Annotated in this window: 18 protein-coding genes, 1 tRNA gene and 1 pseudogene; 3 read left to right on the plus strand and 17 right to left on the minus strand. The window is 70.2% G+C overall.

All coding sequences use genetic code 11. The features are described 5' to 3' along the window. Positions 1 to 5 precede the first annotated feature (5 nt). From ADK54_RS13580 to ADK54_RS13590, 3 genes are all read right to left on the minus strand, one after another. Positions 6 to 824: a YceI family protein gene (locus ADK54_RS13580; protein ID WP_053725873.1), complete on the minus strand. Its 819-nt coding sequence runs from the start codon at positions 822 to 824 to the stop codon at positions 6 to 8. A gap of 202 nt (positions 825 to 1,026) precedes the next feature. Continuing rightward, positions 1,027 to 3,492 carry an MFS transporter gene (locus ADK54_RS13585; RefSeq protein WP_053725874.1) on the minus strand — a complete coding sequence of 822 codons (2,466 nt, stop codon included), beginning with the start codon at positions 3,490 to 3,492 and terminating at the stop codon, positions 1,027 to 1,029. A 57-nt stretch (positions 3,493 to 3,549) separates the two neighbouring features. Beyond that, on the minus strand, positions 3,550 to 4,020 hold the full coding sequence (locus ADK54_RS13590; RefSeq protein ID WP_053725875.1) for a MarR family winged helix-turn-helix transcriptional regulator: 471 nt from the start codon (positions 4,018 to 4,020) through the stop codon (positions 3,550 to 3,552). A gap of 250 nt (positions 4,021 to 4,270) precedes the next feature. Here ADK54_RS13590 and ADK54_RS13595 point away from each other — a divergent pair, with 250 nt between their 5' ends. Continuing rightward, positions 4,271 to 4,489, plus strand: coding sequence for a hypothetical protein (locus tag ADK54_RS13595; protein WP_053725876.1), 219 nt, complete (start codon positions 4,271 to 4,273; stop codon positions 4,487 to 4,489). A gap of 19 nt (positions 4,490 to 4,508) precedes the next feature. Here ADK54_RS13595 and ADK54_RS43340 read toward each other — a convergent pair whose 3' ends face one another. From ADK54_RS43340 to ADK54_RS13640, 11 genes are all read right to left on the minus strand, one after another. Continuing rightward, positions 4,509 to 5,267, minus strand: a complete 759-nt coding sequence (locus ADK54_RS43340; protein WP_078966362.1) for a hypothetical protein — start codon at positions 5,265 to 5,267, stop codon at positions 4,509 to 4,511. A gap of 60 nt (positions 5,268 to 5,327) precedes the next feature. Further along, positions 5,328 to 6,179 (minus strand): RNA polymerase sigma factor SigF, encoded by an 852-nt coding sequence (locus ADK54_RS13605; RefSeq protein ID WP_053725878.1) that lies wholly within the window; start codon positions 6,177 to 6,179, stop codon positions 5,328 to 5,330. A 246-nt stretch (positions 6,180 to 6,425) separates the two neighbouring features. Beyond that, positions 6,426 to 7,301 (minus strand): RNA polymerase sigma factor SigF, encoded by an 876-nt coding sequence (locus ADK54_RS13610; protein WP_053725977.1) that lies wholly within the window; start codon positions 7,299 to 7,301, stop codon positions 6,426 to 6,428. Between the two features lie 220 nt (positions 7,302 to 7,521). Next, a complete protein-coding gene (locus ADK54_RS13615; protein WP_053725879.1) occupies positions 7,522 to 7,815 on the minus strand; it encodes a Dabb family protein in 294 nt (97 codons plus the stop codon). A 43-nt stretch (positions 7,816 to 7,858) separates the two neighbouring features. After that, positions 7,859 to 8,020 (minus strand): hypothetical protein, encoded by a 162-nt coding sequence (locus ADK54_RS46735; protein ID WP_189965863.1) that lies wholly within the window; start codon positions 8,018 to 8,020, stop codon positions 7,859 to 7,861. A 552-nt stretch (positions 8,021 to 8,572) separates the two neighbouring features. After that, positions 8,573 to 9,124, minus strand: coding sequence for a Uma2 family endonuclease (locus ADK54_RS13620; RefSeq protein WP_053725880.1), 552 nt, complete (start codon positions 9,122 to 9,124; stop codon positions 8,573 to 8,575). A 79-nt stretch (positions 9,125 to 9,203) separates the two neighbouring features. After that, the gene (locus ADK54_RS45920) at positions 9,204 to 9,380 is read right to left on the minus strand and encodes a hypothetical protein (protein WP_159047751.1); all 177 of its coding nucleotides are present in this window, start codon (positions 9,378 to 9,380) and stop codon (positions 9,204 to 9,206) included. Positions 9,381 to 9,591: 211 nt separating this feature from the next. Next, positions 9,592 to 9,676: transfer RNA gene (locus tag ADK54_RS13625), tRNA-Ser, on the minus strand. Positions 9,677 to 9,734: 58 nt separating this feature from the next. Then, complete coding sequence (gene tadA, locus ADK54_RS13630) at positions 9,735 to 10,163, minus strand: tRNA adenosine(34) deaminase TadA (protein ID WP_053725978.1); 429 nt, start codon at positions 10,161 to 10,163, stop codon at positions 9,735 to 9,737. A 44-nt stretch (positions 10,164 to 10,207) separates the two neighbouring features. Beyond that, positions 10,208 to 10,756, minus strand: coding sequence for a hypothetical protein (locus tag ADK54_RS13635; RefSeq protein WP_053725979.1), 549 nt, complete (start codon positions 10,754 to 10,756; stop codon positions 10,208 to 10,210). Between the two features lie 273 nt (positions 10,757 to 11,029). After that, complete coding sequence (locus ADK54_RS13640) at positions 11,030 to 11,209, minus strand: hypothetical protein (RefSeq protein ID WP_107090526.1); 180 nt, start codon at positions 11,207 to 11,209, stop codon at positions 11,030 to 11,032. Positions 11,210 to 11,332: 123 nt separating this feature from the next. Here ADK54_RS13640 and upp point away from each other — a divergent pair, with 123 nt between their 5' ends. Beyond that, on the plus strand, positions 11,333 to 11,968 hold the full coding sequence (upp, locus tag ADK54_RS13645; RefSeq protein ID WP_053725981.1) for a uracil phosphoribosyltransferase: 636 nt from the start codon (positions 11,333 to 11,335) through the stop codon (positions 11,966 to 11,968). A gap of 45 nt (positions 11,969 to 12,013) precedes the next feature. Here the strand turns inward: upp and ADK54_RS13650 are convergent, their stop codons facing one another. After that, the gene (locus ADK54_RS13650) at positions 12,014 to 12,634 is read right to left on the minus strand and encodes a LytR C-terminal domain-containing protein (protein WP_053725881.1); all 621 of its coding nucleotides are present in this window, start codon (positions 12,632 to 12,634) and stop codon (positions 12,014 to 12,016) included. Between the two features lie 113 nt (positions 12,635 to 12,747). Next, positions 12,748 to 13,044 carry a type II toxin-antitoxin system VapB family antitoxin gene (locus tag ADK54_RS13655; RefSeq protein ID WP_053725882.1) on the minus strand — a complete coding sequence of 99 codons (297 nt, stop codon included), beginning with the start codon at positions 13,042 to 13,044 and terminating at the stop codon, positions 12,748 to 12,750. A gap of 144 nt (positions 13,045 to 13,188) precedes the next feature. Between ADK54_RS13655 and ADK54_RS13660 the strand changes: the two are divergent. Then, a pseudogene (locus ADK54_RS13660) lies at positions 13,189 to 14,815 on the plus strand (helicase HerA-like domain-containing protein). Positions 14,816 to 14,938: 123 nt separating this feature from the next. On the opposite strand, the gene ADK54_RS13665 reads toward ADK54_RS13660, so the two are convergent. Next, positions 14,939 to 15,529: an HhH-GPD-type base excision DNA repair protein gene (locus ADK54_RS13665; RefSeq protein ID WP_053725883.1), complete on the minus strand. Its 591-nt coding sequence runs from the start codon at positions 15,527 to 15,529 to the stop codon at positions 14,939 to 14,941. Between the last annotated feature and the right edge of the window lie 215 nt (positions 15,530 to 15,744).

A 15,744-nucleotide genomic window follows, 5' to 3' on the forward strand; every position in this document is an offset into this window, starting at 1 on the left:
CAGGGTCAGACGCCCGGCAGGGTCTCGCCCTGCACGGTCTGGATGTCCAGCTCCACCCGCAGCGTCGTGCCGATCGCCGAGATCCCCGCCTGCACCACCTGGTTGTAATGCATCGCGAAGTCCTCGCGCCGCAGCTCCGCCGTCGCCCGGTAGGCGGCTCGCACCCCGCCCCACGGGTCCGGACCCGTACCAAGGTAGGAGAGGTCGAGGTCTACCTCGCGGAGGACTCCGTGCAGGGACAGCGAACCCCGTACCGTCCAGCGGTCCGGCCCGGCCGGGACCAGGTCCGTGCTGCGGTAGGTGATCTCGGGGAAGCGCTCGACGTCCAGGAAGTCGGGGGACTTCAGGTGCCCGTCGCGCATCGCGTTGCCCGTGTCGATGGAGGCCGCGCCGATGACCGCCTCGACCCGCGACTTCTCCAGGTCCTCCGCGATCTCGATCCGCCCGCCGAACTCCCCGAACCGCCCGTGCACACTGGAGATCCCCAGGTGCTGGGCGACCGCGCCGACCGACGAGTGCGCCGGGTCGATCGTCCACGGGCCCGGCGGAGGCAGCTCGACGCCGCCGGACCGGGCCAGTACCACCGTGCCGACCGCGGCCCGGCCGCTCGCCGTGACCAGCGCGGTCGAGGCCGCGGGCGCGTACCCGACGGCCGTCACGATCACCGTGTACGGGCCCGGCGCGAGCGCCACGTCCGCCGACACCGAGCCGTCCTCCGCCGCCGAGGCGCGCAGCACCTGCGTGCCGGTCATGTCGGTCATCGTCACCACGGCGTGCGAAACCGCCCAGCCGTCGCGCGTCCGTACCTGTGCCCGCAGTCCCATCCCGTTTTCTCTCCTCAAGTGCAACTCAAGTGCAAAAGGCCAAGTGCAAAAGGCCATGTGCAAAGGCCGGGCCCCGGGGGCGGGACGGCCGGCCGTCCCCTGCCCGCCGCCCCTTCCCCGGGGCCCATTTCCACGCCGGGTGCGAACACCGCGTCCGCTCGAAGCGGCGCCGCACCCGGGGGTCTGTGAACCGCTCGCCGAACTACTCGCCCGGGTGGGCGAGTTCGACGTCGTGGCCGTCCACGCCGCGGCCGGCCACGGTCAGCGAGCCGGCCACCGGCGGGTAGCCGGTCGCGATCAGCGTGTACTCGCCGGAGTTCAGGTCGGCGAAGGCGTACGCGCCGTCGTCGCCCGTCGTCGTGCCCGCGACCACGTTGCCCGCCGCGTCGAGGAGCGTGACCCGGGCATCCGCCAGCGGACGCCGGTCGCCGCCGCCCCGGATCGTGCCCTGGACCAGCGCGCCGGCCTGGAGCGCGGCCTCGATGCGGGTCACGCCGTAGCCCGCGATCTCCACCGGCAGCGCCAGCGGGCGGAACCCGTCGGCGTTGACCGCCACCGTGACCTGGCCGGGAACCAGCTCACCGAAGGTGAACTCGCCCGCCGCGCCCGACTTGCCCGTCGCAAGCAGATCGCCGCGCACATCGGTCACGATCACCATCGCGCCCTCGACGGGCGCCCCGGTCTCGGCCGCCTTCACCGCGCCGGTGAGGCCGCTGGTGCCGGACAGGAGGATGTCGTACGCGAGCGGTTCGGTGCCCACGACCACGGTCGAGGCCTGCGGCTGGAAGCCGTCGGCGGCCGCGATCAGGACGTACGAACCGGCGCCCGGCGCGGCGAGCAGGTACCCGCCGTCGGGGCCCGCCACCGCGCGGCCGAGCTGGCTGCCGCCGAGCGAGATCAGCGTGACGGCTGCGGAGGCCACGGGCGCCCCCTCGGCCGCCCGGACCGTGCCCCGCACCGGAGTGCCTTCGAGTATCGCGGTGCTGGCCGCAGGCGTCTCAACTGCCGTCGCCTGGGCGGGAATTGAAGCCGTGGCCGGAGTCGGGGTGGCCGCGGGCGCCTGCTCGGTCTCGGTCTTGGCCGCTCCGACCGCGTTGGTACGCAGCGGAATCTCCTTGATGAACAGGGTGATGAAGAACGCGAGCAGCGCGCACGGCGCCGCGTACAGGAACACATCGCCGACACCGTGCCCGTACGCGCTCTCGATGACGGTACGGATCGGCGCGGGCAGCGTGGCCAGGTCCGGGATGGTGCCGGAGCCGCCGCTCTTCGCCGCCGCGGCACCCTGCGGGCCGAGCGCCGTGAGGCCGTCGGTGACGTAGTGGGTGACCCGGTTGGCCATGACCGCGCCGAGCGCCGAGACGCCGACCGCGCCACCGAGGGAGCGGAAGAAGACGACGACGGAGGAGGCCGAGCCGAGGTCGGCGGGGGAGACCTGGTTCTGGGTGCACAGGACCAGGTTCTGCATCATCATGCCGATGCCGAGGCCCATCAGCGCCATGTAGACCGCGAGGTGCCAGTACGGGGTGTCGTAGCGCATCGTGCCGAGCAGACCGAGGCCCGCCGTCACCAGCACACCGCCGCTGACCAGCCAGGCCTTCCACTTGCCGGTCTTGGTGATGACCTGCCCGGAGACGGTGGACGCGATGAAGAGCCCGCCGATCATCGGGATCGTCATGACACCGGACATCGTCGGCGTCCTGCCGCGCGCCAGCTGGAAGTACTGGGAGAAGAAGACCGTGCCGGCGAACATCGCGACACCCACGAAGAGCGAGGCGAGAGAGGCCAGCGTGATGGTGCGGTTGCGGAAGAGGCGCAGCGGGATGATCGGCTCGCTGGCCTTCGACTCGGCGAGCACGAACAGCGCGCCCAGCACGATCGAGCCGCCGACCATGGCGTACGTCTGCCACGAGATCCAGTCGTACTTGTTGCCCGCGAAGGTCACCCAGACCAGGAGCAGCGAGACCGCGGCGCTGATCAGGAAGGCGCCGATCCAGTCGACCTTGACGTCCCGCTTCACGACGGGGAGCTTCAGGGTCTTCTGCAGGACGATCAGCGCGATGATCGCGAACGGCACGCCGACGTAGAAGCACCAGCGCCAGCCGAGCCAGTCGGTGTCGGTGATCAGGCCGCCGAGCAGCGGTCCGCCGACCGTCGCGACCGCGAACGTGGCGCCGAGGTAGCCGCTGTAACGGCCGCGCTCACGCGGCGAGATCATGGCGGCCATGATGATCTGGGCGAGCGCGGAGAGACCGCCGACGCCTATGCCCTGGACGACTCGGCAGGCGATGAGCATGCCCGAGCTCTGGGACAGACCGGCCACGATCGAGCCGGAGACGTAGATGACCAGGGCTATCTGAACCAGCAGCTTCTTGCTGAAGAGGTCCGACAGCTTGCCCCACAGCGGGGTGGTCGCGGTCATCGCGAGCAGCGAGGCCGTCACGACCCAGGTGTACGCGGACTGGCCGCCGCCCAGGTCGTTGATGATGTGCGGCAGGGCGTTGGAGACGATCGTCGAGGACAGAATGGCGACGAACATGCCGAGCAGCAGCCCGGACAGCGCCTCCATGATCTGCCGGTGAGTCATCGGCGCGCCGTCACCGGCGGGCGCGTGCCCGCCGTGCTTGGCGTGGCCGCCCCGCACACCGGCTGGTGTGGTCGTAGCCATGAAGTTCCTTGTCTTGTACGTCTGTTGGGCAGGTGTACGGGTGTGGTGCTGGTGGTGCTAAGCGGGCGGACGGGGCTCGGGGGCCCGGACGTGGGGAGCCCGGCAGTCCCCGAATGAGTCGCGCAGGCGGGCCAGCATCGTGTTGAGCTGCCCGACCTCGTCGTCGGTCCAGTCCTTGAGGGTGTGCGCGAACATCTCCGTGGTGCGCAGCCCGAGATCGTCGATCATGACCTGGCCGGCGGGGGTGAGCCGCAGGATCCGCGAGCGCTTGTCGGCGGGGTCGGCGGACCGCTCGATCCAGCCGCGCTGCGCTACGTGCGCGACATGACGGCTCGTCACCGACATGTCCACCGCGAGGAGTTCGGCGAGCCGGCTGATCCGCATCTCGCCGTGTCGCTCCAGGAGGGTGAGCACGGCGGCGGACCCGCCGGGGCACTCGGGCGGCAGAATCCGCGCGAGCCCGCGCTTGACGGCCCCGATGGCGCTGAGCTGCCGGGCGAGCTCCTCGTAAAGGCTCTGTGCGGCCATGGACGACACCTCCCGACATCTTGTTGCTTCGGGCAACCATAAGATTGTTGGTTGCCGAAGGCAAACTAAATGCGGGTACGGGCGGCAAAAGAAAGGCAAAGCCTTTGCATACGAAAACCCAAGCTGCAGGTGAGGCGTGTTGCGGCCGTCTTCGCGGAGTCTTCACGAGGGTGTGGGGGTTGGCTCGCGGGCGTGTTCGCGCGGGGGCGGGGGTTGGGCCGGACCCCCATCTTCGCTAGGGTCCTGCCCCATGGCACACAACCCCCACGCGCCCCAGGGTCCCGAGGGCAACTACGACCCGGCGGGCTCCACACAGATGTTCCGCGCCTTCGTCGACGAGGGCGCCCCGCAGGGCCGCCAGGCGGCAACCCCGGCGGCGGCTCCGGCAGGCCCGCGCGTCGGCATGATCGTCGGAGTGGTCGCGGTGATCGTCATCCTCGCGGCGGTGGCCTGGCTGGCGCTGGGCTGACCGGCGGATCCGGGCGAGGTCACTTCCAACTGGCCGTCACCGACCGCGTCTCCACGTGCATCCCCAGCGGCACTCGCCAGGCCTCCACGCACACCCCGTACGTATGTGAGGAAACCGCCCCCGCGGCAATCGGCACCGGGAGCGGCTGGCTGGACGCAATGGTCGCCCAGTCCACCCCGAGCAGCCCGATGATGTGCGTCGCGAACATGACGCTGCCCGACTTCACCGCCGTACCCCCGCTGTTGCGGAACTGGACGGTCACGTTCTCGCACCAGCGGTGATCCCCCGCCGAACGGCTTGGCGCCCCGAGGGTGAGCACCGCGGGCCCGGCGGGCCCGCCGGAGCCGGAAGGCGTACCGGACGGAGCAGTGGGACTGCCCGGCGCATTGGGCGCGCCCGGTGAGCCGGCCGAGGGCGAACGCCCGGGTGCGGCTGGGGACTTGGCGGGGCCCGGAACCACCGGGGTCGCGGGCGTCTGCCCGGCCGGAGCGCCGGGCCCCGGCGGCGCCGAAGGCGTACCGGTACCGGTACCAGGGCCCGCACCGTGGCCCGTACCCGAAGATCCGGACGGGCCCGGCGCGGCCGAACCGTCCAGCGGGACCAGCTGAACCCCGTCCCGCGGCGGCACCGCGTGGTCCGGGGCCGAGGGGCCGGGACCCGCGGCCCCGACCGCCACGTACCCGGACCGCTCCCCGCCGCCGGCACAGGCGGCGAGGGTACCGCCCAGGCCCAGTACCACCACCGCCGAGACGCCGATCAGCGCAGCACGTCGTCGCATCGCGCCAGTGTGTCTGACGGAGCGTCAATTAACCAGAGGGAAACGGGAGTCGGCGAGGGCTCAGTCGGAGATGAGGCCCTCGCGGAGCTGGGCCAGCGTGCGGGTGAGCAGGCGCGAGACGTGCATCTGCGAGATGCCGACCTCCTCGCCGATCTGCGACTGCGTCATGTTCGCGAAGAAGCGGAGCATGATGATCTGCCGTTCCCTGGGCGGGAGTTTGGCGAGCAGCGGCTTCAGCGACTCGCGGTACTCGACGCCTTCGAGCGCCGTGTCCTCGTAGCCGAGCCGGTCCGCGAGCGAGCCCTCACCGCCGTCGTCCTCGGTGGCCGGGGAGTCGAGCGAGGAGGCGGTGTAGGCGTTGCCGACCGCGAGCCCGTCGACCACGTCCTCCTCGGACACGCCGAGAACGGCGGCCAGTTCGGGGACGGTCGGCGAGCGGTCGAGCTTCTGGGCGAGCTCGTCGCTGGCCTTGGTGAGGGCGAGCCGCAGCTCCTGGAGGCGGCGCGGCACCCGCACCGACCAAGAGGTGTCGCGGAAGAACCGCTTGATCTCACCGACGACCGTGGGCATCGCGAACGTGGGGAATTCCACGCCCCGTTCGCAGTCGAAACGGTCGATCGCCTTGATCAGGCCGATCGTGCCGACCTGGACGATGTCCTCCATCGGCTCGTTGCGGCTGCGGAACCGGGCCGCCGCGTACCGCACGAGCGGCAGGTTGAGCTCGATGAGCGTGTCGCGTACGTACGTGCGCTCCGGGCTGTCGGTGTCCAGCGTGGCGAGGCGCAGGAACAGGGAGCGGGACAGCGTGCGGGTGTCGATTGCTGCGGTGTTTGCGGCGTGTCGGCGCACGGTCGGTGCGGGTGCGCTCTTGGTGAGCGTGAGCACCTTCGAGCTGCCCTGTTCTGCGGACATGCCACCCCCTTGAGGTCGCGGACGGTCGCGTTGGGCCACGACCATCGGAGGAAGCAGCCTCCACCTGAATACCGGAGGCGGGGCTGCGGCAAACGCGGTTTCCGCAGAATGTCACATGTCGGCAACACGCTGTAGTGACATGTCGACAAGGTGGGCCCGAGTACGTGCAGGAAACAGGGGGTGTGGGGTTTTTCGGTCGGAAATTTTTTACCGGCCCGAGACGGGAGCCCGGCTCACTCGAACCGGTTATGCCTCGATTCGATTTGCGGATCGAAGTCGGGCGAAGCTCCTGGCCAGGAGCCTTGACACATGCATCTGCGACACTCCCAATTCCTGGCTGATCTGGGACTGCGTCAGATTGCTGTAATAGCGGAGCATCAAGATCCGCTGTTCGCGTTCGGGCAGTTGTACGAGAAGGTGGCGGACCAGATCGCGGTGTTCGACGCCGGCGAGCGCGGGGTCCTCGTAACCGAGCCGGTCGAGCAGGCCGGGCAGTCCGTCGCCCTCCTGGGCGGCCTCCAGGGAGGTCGCGTGGTACGAGCGGCCCGCCTCGATGCAGGCGAGCACCTCGTCCTCGCCGATCCTGAGCCGCTCGGCGATTTCGGCGGTGGTGGGGGAGCGGCCGTGCAGGGTCGTCAGGTCCTCGGTGGCGCCGTTCACCTGCACCCAGAGCTCGTGCAGGCGGCGCGGGACGTGCACGGTGCGGACGTTGTCGCGGAAGTACCGCTTGATCTCTCCGACGACGGTGGGCATCGCGAAGGTGGGGAACTGGACGCCGCGGTCCGGGTCGAAGCGGTCGATCGCGTTGATCAGGCCGATCGTGCCGACCTGGACGACGTCCTCCATGGGCTCGTTGCGGCTGCGGAACCGGGCGGCCGCGTACCGCACCAGCGGCAGGTTGGCCTCGATCAGCGCCCCGCGTACCCGGCCGTGCTCCGCGGTGCCCGGCGTGAGCCCCTTGAGCTGGCCGAACAGGACCTGGGTGAGGGCGCGGGTGTCGGCGCCCCTCGTGGAGGTCCTGACGGGGCCTCTGGGGCCCTCCGAGGAGTCCTGGGCGGGCACTTCGGGGGCGTCCTGGGGCTCGTTCTGGGGCGGCACTTGAGGCGTAGTACTGGCCGGCACGGTCACGCCACCCCTTAGTCTTCGGTCAACTCATCCGTCAAAAGCGGTCATAGCATCACAAGACATGTCCACTGTGTGCAAGCACCGTATAACCACGTGTTGAGGGCAAGTTGGGGCAGATGGCCCCGGTCGGAGGGTCGCGGGGGCACGAAAAAGCCCCGCACCTCTCAGGCGCGGGGCCGGGCTGCGTACCGGATCCGTCGAGGGATCGGGCACCGGCTCAGAACGGGTAGTCGGCGATCACCCAGGTGGCGAACTCGCGCCACTGGCCGGCTGCGGCCTGGTGCGCGGGGTGCTCGATGTACCGCTTGAGCGCGTCCGCGTCCGCCACGGCGCAGTTGATGGCGAAGTCGTACGCGATCGGCCGGTCGGTGATGTTCCAGGCGCACTCCCAGAACTCGATCTCGGGCACGAGGCCGTCGAGCTCCTGGAAGGCCTTCACGCCGGCGACCACACGCTCGTCGTCGCGCCCGACGCCCTCGTTGAGCTTGAACAGGACCAGGTGGCGGATCATCGCTTCTCCTACGACTACGTCTGTGACGACAGGGTGGACGGGCTCAACGGACCAGGTTGGTCATGAACTCTCCGACGCCCTTGGCCGCGCTGGATATGCCCTCGAACCCGGTCTGGACCATCCCGGCGGCCTGCACCGGCGACGTGATGATCGTGTACAGCACGAAAACCACGGCGATGTAGAGCAGGACCTTCTTGACGTCCACTGTGCCTTGCCCCTCCCCGGCGACGGCGTTACCCCTGTGCGGTCGGGTGAGTCTAACCGCCACTTGGCCGGTACTCACCCGGCCTTTAAGGACCAAGGGCCCGGTGATCGGGGCCCTTTGCCCGACGGTACGGACGTGACGGGAGAGCAGGATGGTTCTTGAGCCCACCACATCTGGCAGGAATGCGGCGGGCGAGGAACAGGGCCTCACTGCGGGGTCCGCGCCGCGAGCTTCCCCCCTGACTGCGGCGCAGGGCTTGCAGGTTCTGTTCTCATCGGGGGGAGCGGCTTGTCCCCCCGATGCCGCTCCCCCCGTCCTGACGTCGAAGCCCCGGTCACTCCCCCCGACCGGGGCTTCTTCGCGTCCTGTCCCGTCCTGCTCGATCGGGGTCCGTGTGGACGTGTCCACACGGACGGCGGACCCTTTGGACGGGTGCAGCGGCTGGTGCTCCACGCCTCAGTGAAGACCCTCCTCCACCTTCGACCTGACGCTGGTCGCCATGCTCGTAGTGCCTGTCGACGGCCTCATGCGGTTGTTCCCGGGCCGGTTCGGTCAGCGGGTGCCGGTCTCCGGCTCGGGGCGGGGCAGCTCGTCCAGGTCGAGCGTGTAGGTGCGCCCGTCGGCCAGCTCGATAGGGAGCTTGCCCGTGCCGTACTTGTGGGTGTGGGCCGTGATGTAGCCGGTGCCGGTGGGCTGGGTGTGGACGACGACCTCCGCGGCGTACGGGTCCACGATCACGTAGACCGGGATGCCGTAGCGGCCGTATTTCGCGGTGCAGTCGTCGTAGTCCTTGCGAGCGGAGGAGGTCGAGACCACCTCGGAGATCAGCAGCACGTCCTCAAAGCTGTAACGCTTGCCGTGCTTCTGGGCGTCCTCCCGCAGGATCGCCAGGTCGGGAGCGGAGTTCTCGTCGGCGGGGAAGTCGATGTAGACGTCGGAAGTGACCTTCGCGTGCCGGCCGAGGGCGAGGGAGTCGATCTGCATCGAGCGGATGGTGCTGGAGTGTTCCTCGCTCTGCGGGGTCATGATCACCTTCCCGTCGGCACCGAAGAAGACCGTGTATCCGGCGGGGAACTCGGTGTGCATGATCGCATCGACGCTCATCAGCGGCTCCTTCCCATGTGTTATTCAGCATACGGGGGCGATGTCTACGAGCGCGGACTGCCGGTGTGACGCACAGGGCTCACCCGGTCCACCGGTGCCTGGTGGCCCGGTCCACAGCCACCATCGCGCACACGAGCACGGTGATGGCGACTCCCAGACTGCCGATGATGTCGAACGTCGTGCCGCTGTGCGGACCGGCCACCAACAGCGACGAGGCTGTCCCCTGGGGCTTGACGGGCCCGCTGTCCAACAGCACGGATCCGTCGGTCGACGAGGGCGCTTTCGCGGAAGGTTGCCTCCCTCTCGGGATGCGGTGGACAGATCCCTCGGTAGCTGCACGTGAAGCCACATGAATCGCAAGGGAGTTGGAGGCTCGGAATCCCCGCCGGTGTGGACTCGTCCACACCGCGTCCACACGCAAAACACCCCCCTGACCACGTTTCCGCAGATCAGAGGGGTGTTGAAAGCGGTAGCGGAGGGATTTGAACCCTCGGTGAGTTTCCCCACACTCGCTTTCGAGGCGAGCTCCTTCGGCCGCTCGGACACGCTACCGAGAGAGAGCTTAGCCCAAGGTGGGCCGTGGTTTGAAATCGGTTCGGGGAGAGCTGGGTCACCGCTGCCGGAAGAAGGCCGTCAGCTGCGCCGAGCACTCCTCTTCGAGGACGCCCGCGATCACTTCGGGGCGGTGGTTGAGGCGCTGGTCGCGCACGAGGTCCCACAGCGAACCGGCCGCGCCCGCCTTCTCGTCGCGGGCCCCGTAGACGACCCGCTCGATCCGGGACTGCACGATGGCGCCCGCGCACATCACGCACGGCTCCAGGGTGACGACGAGCGTGCAGCCGGTCAGCCGCCACTCGCCCGTCCTGCGCGCCGCGCGCCGGATCGCGAGGACCTCGGCGTGCGCGGTCGGATCGCCGGTCGCCTCGCGCTCGTTGTGCCCGGCCGCGAGGAAGGCGCCGTCCGGGGCGAGCAGGACCGCGCCGACCGGCACATCGCCGGCCGACTCGGCCTGTGCGGCCCCGGCCAGGGCGGAGCGCATCGGCTCCGCCCACCGTTCGCGTACGGGATCGTGCGGGTGGAGCACTAGCGGACGGCCTCCAGGACCTCGGCCGCGCCCAGCGCGTCCGCGATCGTCACGAGGGCGTCGCCGTCGAGCGCCAGGAGGCGGCGCTCGCTCACTCCGAGGTCGGCGAGGATCGCGCTCTCGCCGAGCGGCCCGGCCGGCGCGGCGCCGTCCGACGCGCCGCCGCCGTCCGGCTCGTCCGCGGCCCCGGCCGCTTCGTCCTCGTAGCCGTCCTCCGTGCCGTCGAGGTCAAGGGTGTCCAGCTCGTCCTCCTCGTCGTCCTGGTCGTGGCCGAGCAGTTCGTCGGTGAGCATGGCCCCGTACGAGGAGCGGGCGGCGACGGCGGCGTTGGAGACGAAGACGCGCGGGTCCTCCTCGCCGTCGACGCGGACGACGCCGAACCAGGCGTCCTCCTGCTCGATGAAGACGAGCACCGTGTCGTCGGCCCCGTCGGCTGCTGCTTCCCGGGCCAGGTCGGCCAGATCCGACAGCGTCTCCACATCGTCGAGCTCTGTGTCGCTCGCTTCCCACCCGTCTTCGGTGCGCGCGAGCAGTGCGGCGAAGTACACCGTGACTCTCCCACTGGTCATAGGCGTGCCGGTTGGGGGTCCCCCCGGCTGTGGCTTCATTCGGAATCGTGGCAGAAAACACCGCCGTTGCGAGAGTTCTTCCGCGGTTGCGTTTTTCCGGTCGTCGCGAACGCGGGGTTCGACCCCTCGTGATCACGGTCTCCGACGCACCGTGATCACGGGGTCCGACGCGCCGGGACCACGCCTTCGGGCCGCCGCCGTCAAGGGTTCCCGATCGCCGTGATCACGGGCCCGGCGCGCCGTTTCGCGGGGTCACCAGCGGAAGGTTCGCATGCGCATGGCCTGGCGCATCCGGGCGGCGCGGGCGCGCCGGGGCTGGACCCGGTCGCGCAGCGCTTTCGCCTCGTGCAGTTCGCGCAGGAACTGGGCGCGCCGCCGTCGCCGGTCCGCGTCGCTCTCCGGTTGTCGCTCCGTGTCGTGCTCGTCCGGCATTGGCTCACACCGCCCCGGGTCGTCTCCTGCCTCCCACCTTCCCCCCGTTCGGGCGCTTGACGCCAGTGCGTAAGGGCACCAGGTGGGACGCGGGGCGGCTACGCCCCGGCTACTGTGGACGTCATGCGGATCCATGTCGTCGACCACCCTCTCGTGGCGCACAAGCTCACCACGCTGCGCGACAAGCGCACCGACTCCCCGACCTTCCGGCGGCTCGCCGACGAGCTGGTCACCCTGCTCGCCTACGAGGCCACCCGGGACGTGCGCACCGAGCAGGTGGACATCGAGACCCCGGTGACGCCGACGACGGGCGTGAAGCTCTCGTACCCGCGTCCGCTGGTGGTCCCGATCCTGCGGGCCGGCCTCGGCATGCTCGACGGCATGGTGCGCCTGCTGCCGACCGCAGAGGTGGGCTTCCTCGGCATGATCCGCAACGAGGAGACCCTGGAGGCCTCCACGTACGCGACCCGCATGCCCGAGGACCTCTCCGGCCGCCAGGTGTACGTCCTGGACCCGATGCTGGCGACCGGCGGCACGCTGGTGGCGGCCATCCGCGAGCTGATCAAGCGCGGCGCCGACGACGTCACCGCCGTGGTGCTGCTCGCCGCGCCCGAGGGCGTCGAGATCATGGAGCGCGAGCTGGCGGGCACGCCGGTGACCGTGGTGACCGCCTCGGTCGACGAGCGCCTCAACGAGCACGGCTACATCGTGCCGGGCCTGGGTGACGCGGGCGACCGGATGTACGGGACGGCCGACTAGCGGTCTCCCGTACGGGACCGCCGGCGCGGTCCCGTCAGAGGGTTCTCAGCACTTCCCCGAGGGCGCGGGTGCGGGCTTGGCCAGAGCGGCCAGGGCCGTGTCCGCGTCCTTCGGCGTGTTCAGGTCGGCGAACGTCGTGCCCAGAATCAGATCGATGTCCGGCGTGTTGCGCGTGTCGGTCTTCGGCGTTGCGCCCTTGAGCTGTGCGCCCAGTACGGAGAAGGGGCCGCCGGCGGCCGCCGGGGCGCCGAGCAGTATCCCGTTGCCCGGGACCTTCTTGTCGTACGCCTCGGGCGCGTTGCCGACCTTGCCGATCGCGAAGCCGCGCTTCTTCAGCTCGTCGGCGACCGTCTTGGCCAGGCCCGCGCGCGGGGTCGCGTTGTAGACGTTGACGGTGATCTGCGCGGGCTTGGGCAGCGCCTGGGGGGCGCCCGAGGCGCCGGGCGAGGGGCAGTCCTTCTGGTGGGCTGCCGCTTTCGCCTTCCCGCCGCCGCCGAACACGTCGATGAGCTGGATCGTCCCCCAGCCGATCAGGCCGAGGGCCACGATCGCCCCGACGAGCGCGAGGACCAGCCGGCCGCGCCTACGAGGACGTCGCATCCGCGGGTACGTGTCACCCTTGATGCGGTACTTTCCGCCCATGCCGGGGGGAGTGAGCATGCTCATAGGCGCAGGGTAGTGCCGACCCGGGACGATGCCTACTAAATGATCAACGGTTGGCGCGCGTGTGCGCCCGTATGCGCCTCAAAGGGTCCGAAAGGCTCACCCGGCTGTCGCACTCAGTCCATTTCGAGTACGCGGGCGTGCAGAACCTGGCGCTGCTGGAGCGCCGCCCGAACCGCCCGGTGGAGCCCGTCCTCCAGGTAGAGGTCGCCCTGCCACTTCACGACGTGCGCGAAGAGGTCGCCGTAGAACGTGGAGTCCTCCGCGAGGAGGGTCTCCAGGTCGAGCTGCCCCTTGGTGGTCACGAGCTGATCGAGCCGGACCGGGCGCGGCGCGACATCCGCCCACTGCCGGGTGCTTTCCCGGCCGTGGTCGGGGTAGGGCCGCCCGCTTCCGATGCGCTTGAAGATCACACGGAAAGCCTACCGGGCGAGCGGCTCCGGGCGCAGCCATGGAGGGCGAGTGCAATCCTGGGCAAGAGCCAGCAAATCCGACGCAACCCGACGCGGGGGCCCGTCATGACCGACAGCGACCAGACCGCGGCCGCTCCCGAGCCCATGGGTGCCGCCGGGCCGGACGAAACCGGAGCGCGGGATCGGACTCCGGCGCCCGCCGCCGCGTCCGCGCCCCCTCCCGGCTCCGCCTCCTTGCCGCCGGCCGCCGCCGAGATCGCCGCCGGATACGGCTTCACCGGCCCCGCGATGGAGCTGGGCGCCCTCCTCTGGGACGGCCAGTGCCTGCCCGGCGCGCCGATCCGCATCCCCCTCGCCATGCTCAATCGGCACGGCCTGGTCGCCGGGGCCACCGGCACCGGCAAGACCAAGACCCTCCAGCTCATCGCCGAACAGCTCTCCGCCAACGGCGTGCCGGTCTTCCTGGCCGACGTGAAGGGCGACGTGTCGGGCATCTCGGCCCCGGGCAAGGCGGGCGACAAGGTGGCCGAGCGGTCCGCGCAGGTCGGCCAGGACTGGGAGGCGGCGGGCTTCCCCTGCGAGTTCTACGGCCTCGGCGGCATCGGCCCCGGCATCCCGCTGCGCGCCACGGTCACGAGTTTCGGCCCGGTTCTCCTGTCGAAAGTGCTCCAACTCAATCAAACCCAGGAGCAGTCGCTGGGCCTGATCTTCCATTACGCGGACAGCAAGGGCCTGGAGCTGTACGACCTGAAGGACCTGAAGGCGGTGGTCGGCTTCCTGGTCTCGGACGTGGGAAAGGCGGAGCTGAAAGGAATCGGCGGTCTGTCGTCCACCACCGCCGGGGTGATTCTGCGGTCGATCACCGCCTTCGAGCAGCAGGGAGCGGAATCGTTCTTCGGGGAGCCGGAGTTCGACACGAGCGAACTGCTGCGGCTGGCTCCGGACGGGCGGGGGCTGGTGTCGGTGTTGGAGCTTCCCGCCGTCCAGGACAAACCCCAACTCTTCTCCACGTTCCTTATGTGGCTGCTGGCCGACCTCTTCCAGAAACTGCCCGAGGTCGGGGACGTGGACCGGCCCAAGCTCGTCTTCTTCTTCGACGAGGCGCATCTGCTGTTCAGCGGCGCGTCGAAGGCGTTCCTGGAGTCGATCACGCAGACGGTACGGCTGATCCGCTCCAAGGGCGTGGGCATCTTCTTCGTGACGCAGACCCCGAAGGACGTCCCCGGAGACGTCCTCGCCCAGCTCGGCAACCGCGTCCAGCACGCGCTGAGGGCCTTCACCCCGGACGACGCGAGGGCCCTGAAGGCGACGGTACGGACCTTCCCGAACTCCCCGTACGACCTGGAGGAGCTGCTGACCGGGCTCGGCACGGGCGAGGCGGTCATCACCGTACTCAGCGAGAACGGCGCGCCGACCCCGGTCGCGGCGACGCGCCTGCGGGCCCCGCAGTCTTTGATGGCCCCCATTGACGCGGCGGCTCTTGAGGCAGCGGTCAAGTCCTCTCTTTTGTACGGCCGTTACGCGGAACCGGTGGACCGCGAGTCGGCCTTCGAGAAGCTGTCGGCAGCGGAGCGGACGAGACAGGCGGCGTCGGTGGAGGCCGCCCTGAACACCCCCCTCGGAAAAGGGTTCGGCGCGCCCCAAGAAGCAGGACGCGTCGCTTGCGGAGCAGGTGGTGGGCAGCGGGATCTTCCGCTCGCTGGCGAGGTCCCTGGGGACGCAGTTGGGGCGGGAGATCTCGCGATCGCTCTTCGGGACGCGGAGGCGTTAGGGGGTCTGCTGGGGGTTCCCTGCGCCCTGCCCTGCGCGGCGCGGCGCTGGGCCAACGAACGGGTCGGCGCCCCTGTGGGCCTGTGCGCTGGGCAACCCCGAGCCCCGGGGTGCCCCGGGCCGCTCACTTCGCCGGTTTCGCCGCCCGCGCCGCGGCCTTCGCCTCCTGCTTGTACGCCCGTACCTTCGTCAGCGACTCCGGCCCGGTGATGTCGGCCACCGAGCGGAAGCAGTTCGCCTCGCCGTAGGACCCGGCCGCCTCGCGCCACCCCTTGGGCCGGACCCCGAGCTGCTTGCCCAGGAGCGCGAGGAAGATCTTCGCCTTCTGCTCGCCGAACCCGGGCAGCGCCTGGAGGCGGGCCAGGAGCTCGGCGCCGGTCGCGACGCCCGTCCACACCGCCGCCGCGTCGCCTTCGTACTGCGCGACGAGGAACTGGCAGAGCTGCTGGATCCGCTTGGCCATGGACCCCGGGTAGCGGTGTACGGCCGGCTTCTCCTTGAGGAACTCCGCGAAGGCCTCCGGGTCGTACGCGGCGATGGCCCCGGCGTCGAGATCGTCCGCCCCCATGCGCCGGGCGATCGTGTACGGGCCGGAGAACGCCCATTCCATGGGGACCTGCTGGTCGAGCAGCATGCCGACCAGCGCGGCCAGCGGGCTGCGGCCGAGCAGCTCGTCGGCCTCGGGCTGCTGGGCGAGCCGAAGGGTTGTGTTCATGCCTAGATGATCGACGGCCGAAGACCGCGACGCACGCGGACACCGCCGGATGCGGGCGCCTCCGGACGTGGCCCCCCGGACACGGACCACCGCCGGACGCGCCCCCTGTCCGGCGGCGGAGGGCCCGTTCGAATCGGCTCTCGCCACGACTCACGCTTTCGTATGACAGACGTACGGCCCCCGAATGACCCCGGCCCGGCGGGGTAGCTCGGCTC

Origin of the sequence: Streptomyces sp. WM6378 (assembly GCF_001279695.1) — a bacterium.
Taxonomy (GTDB): domain Bacteria; phylum Actinomycetota; class Actinomycetes; order Streptomycetales; family Streptomycetaceae; genus Streptomyces.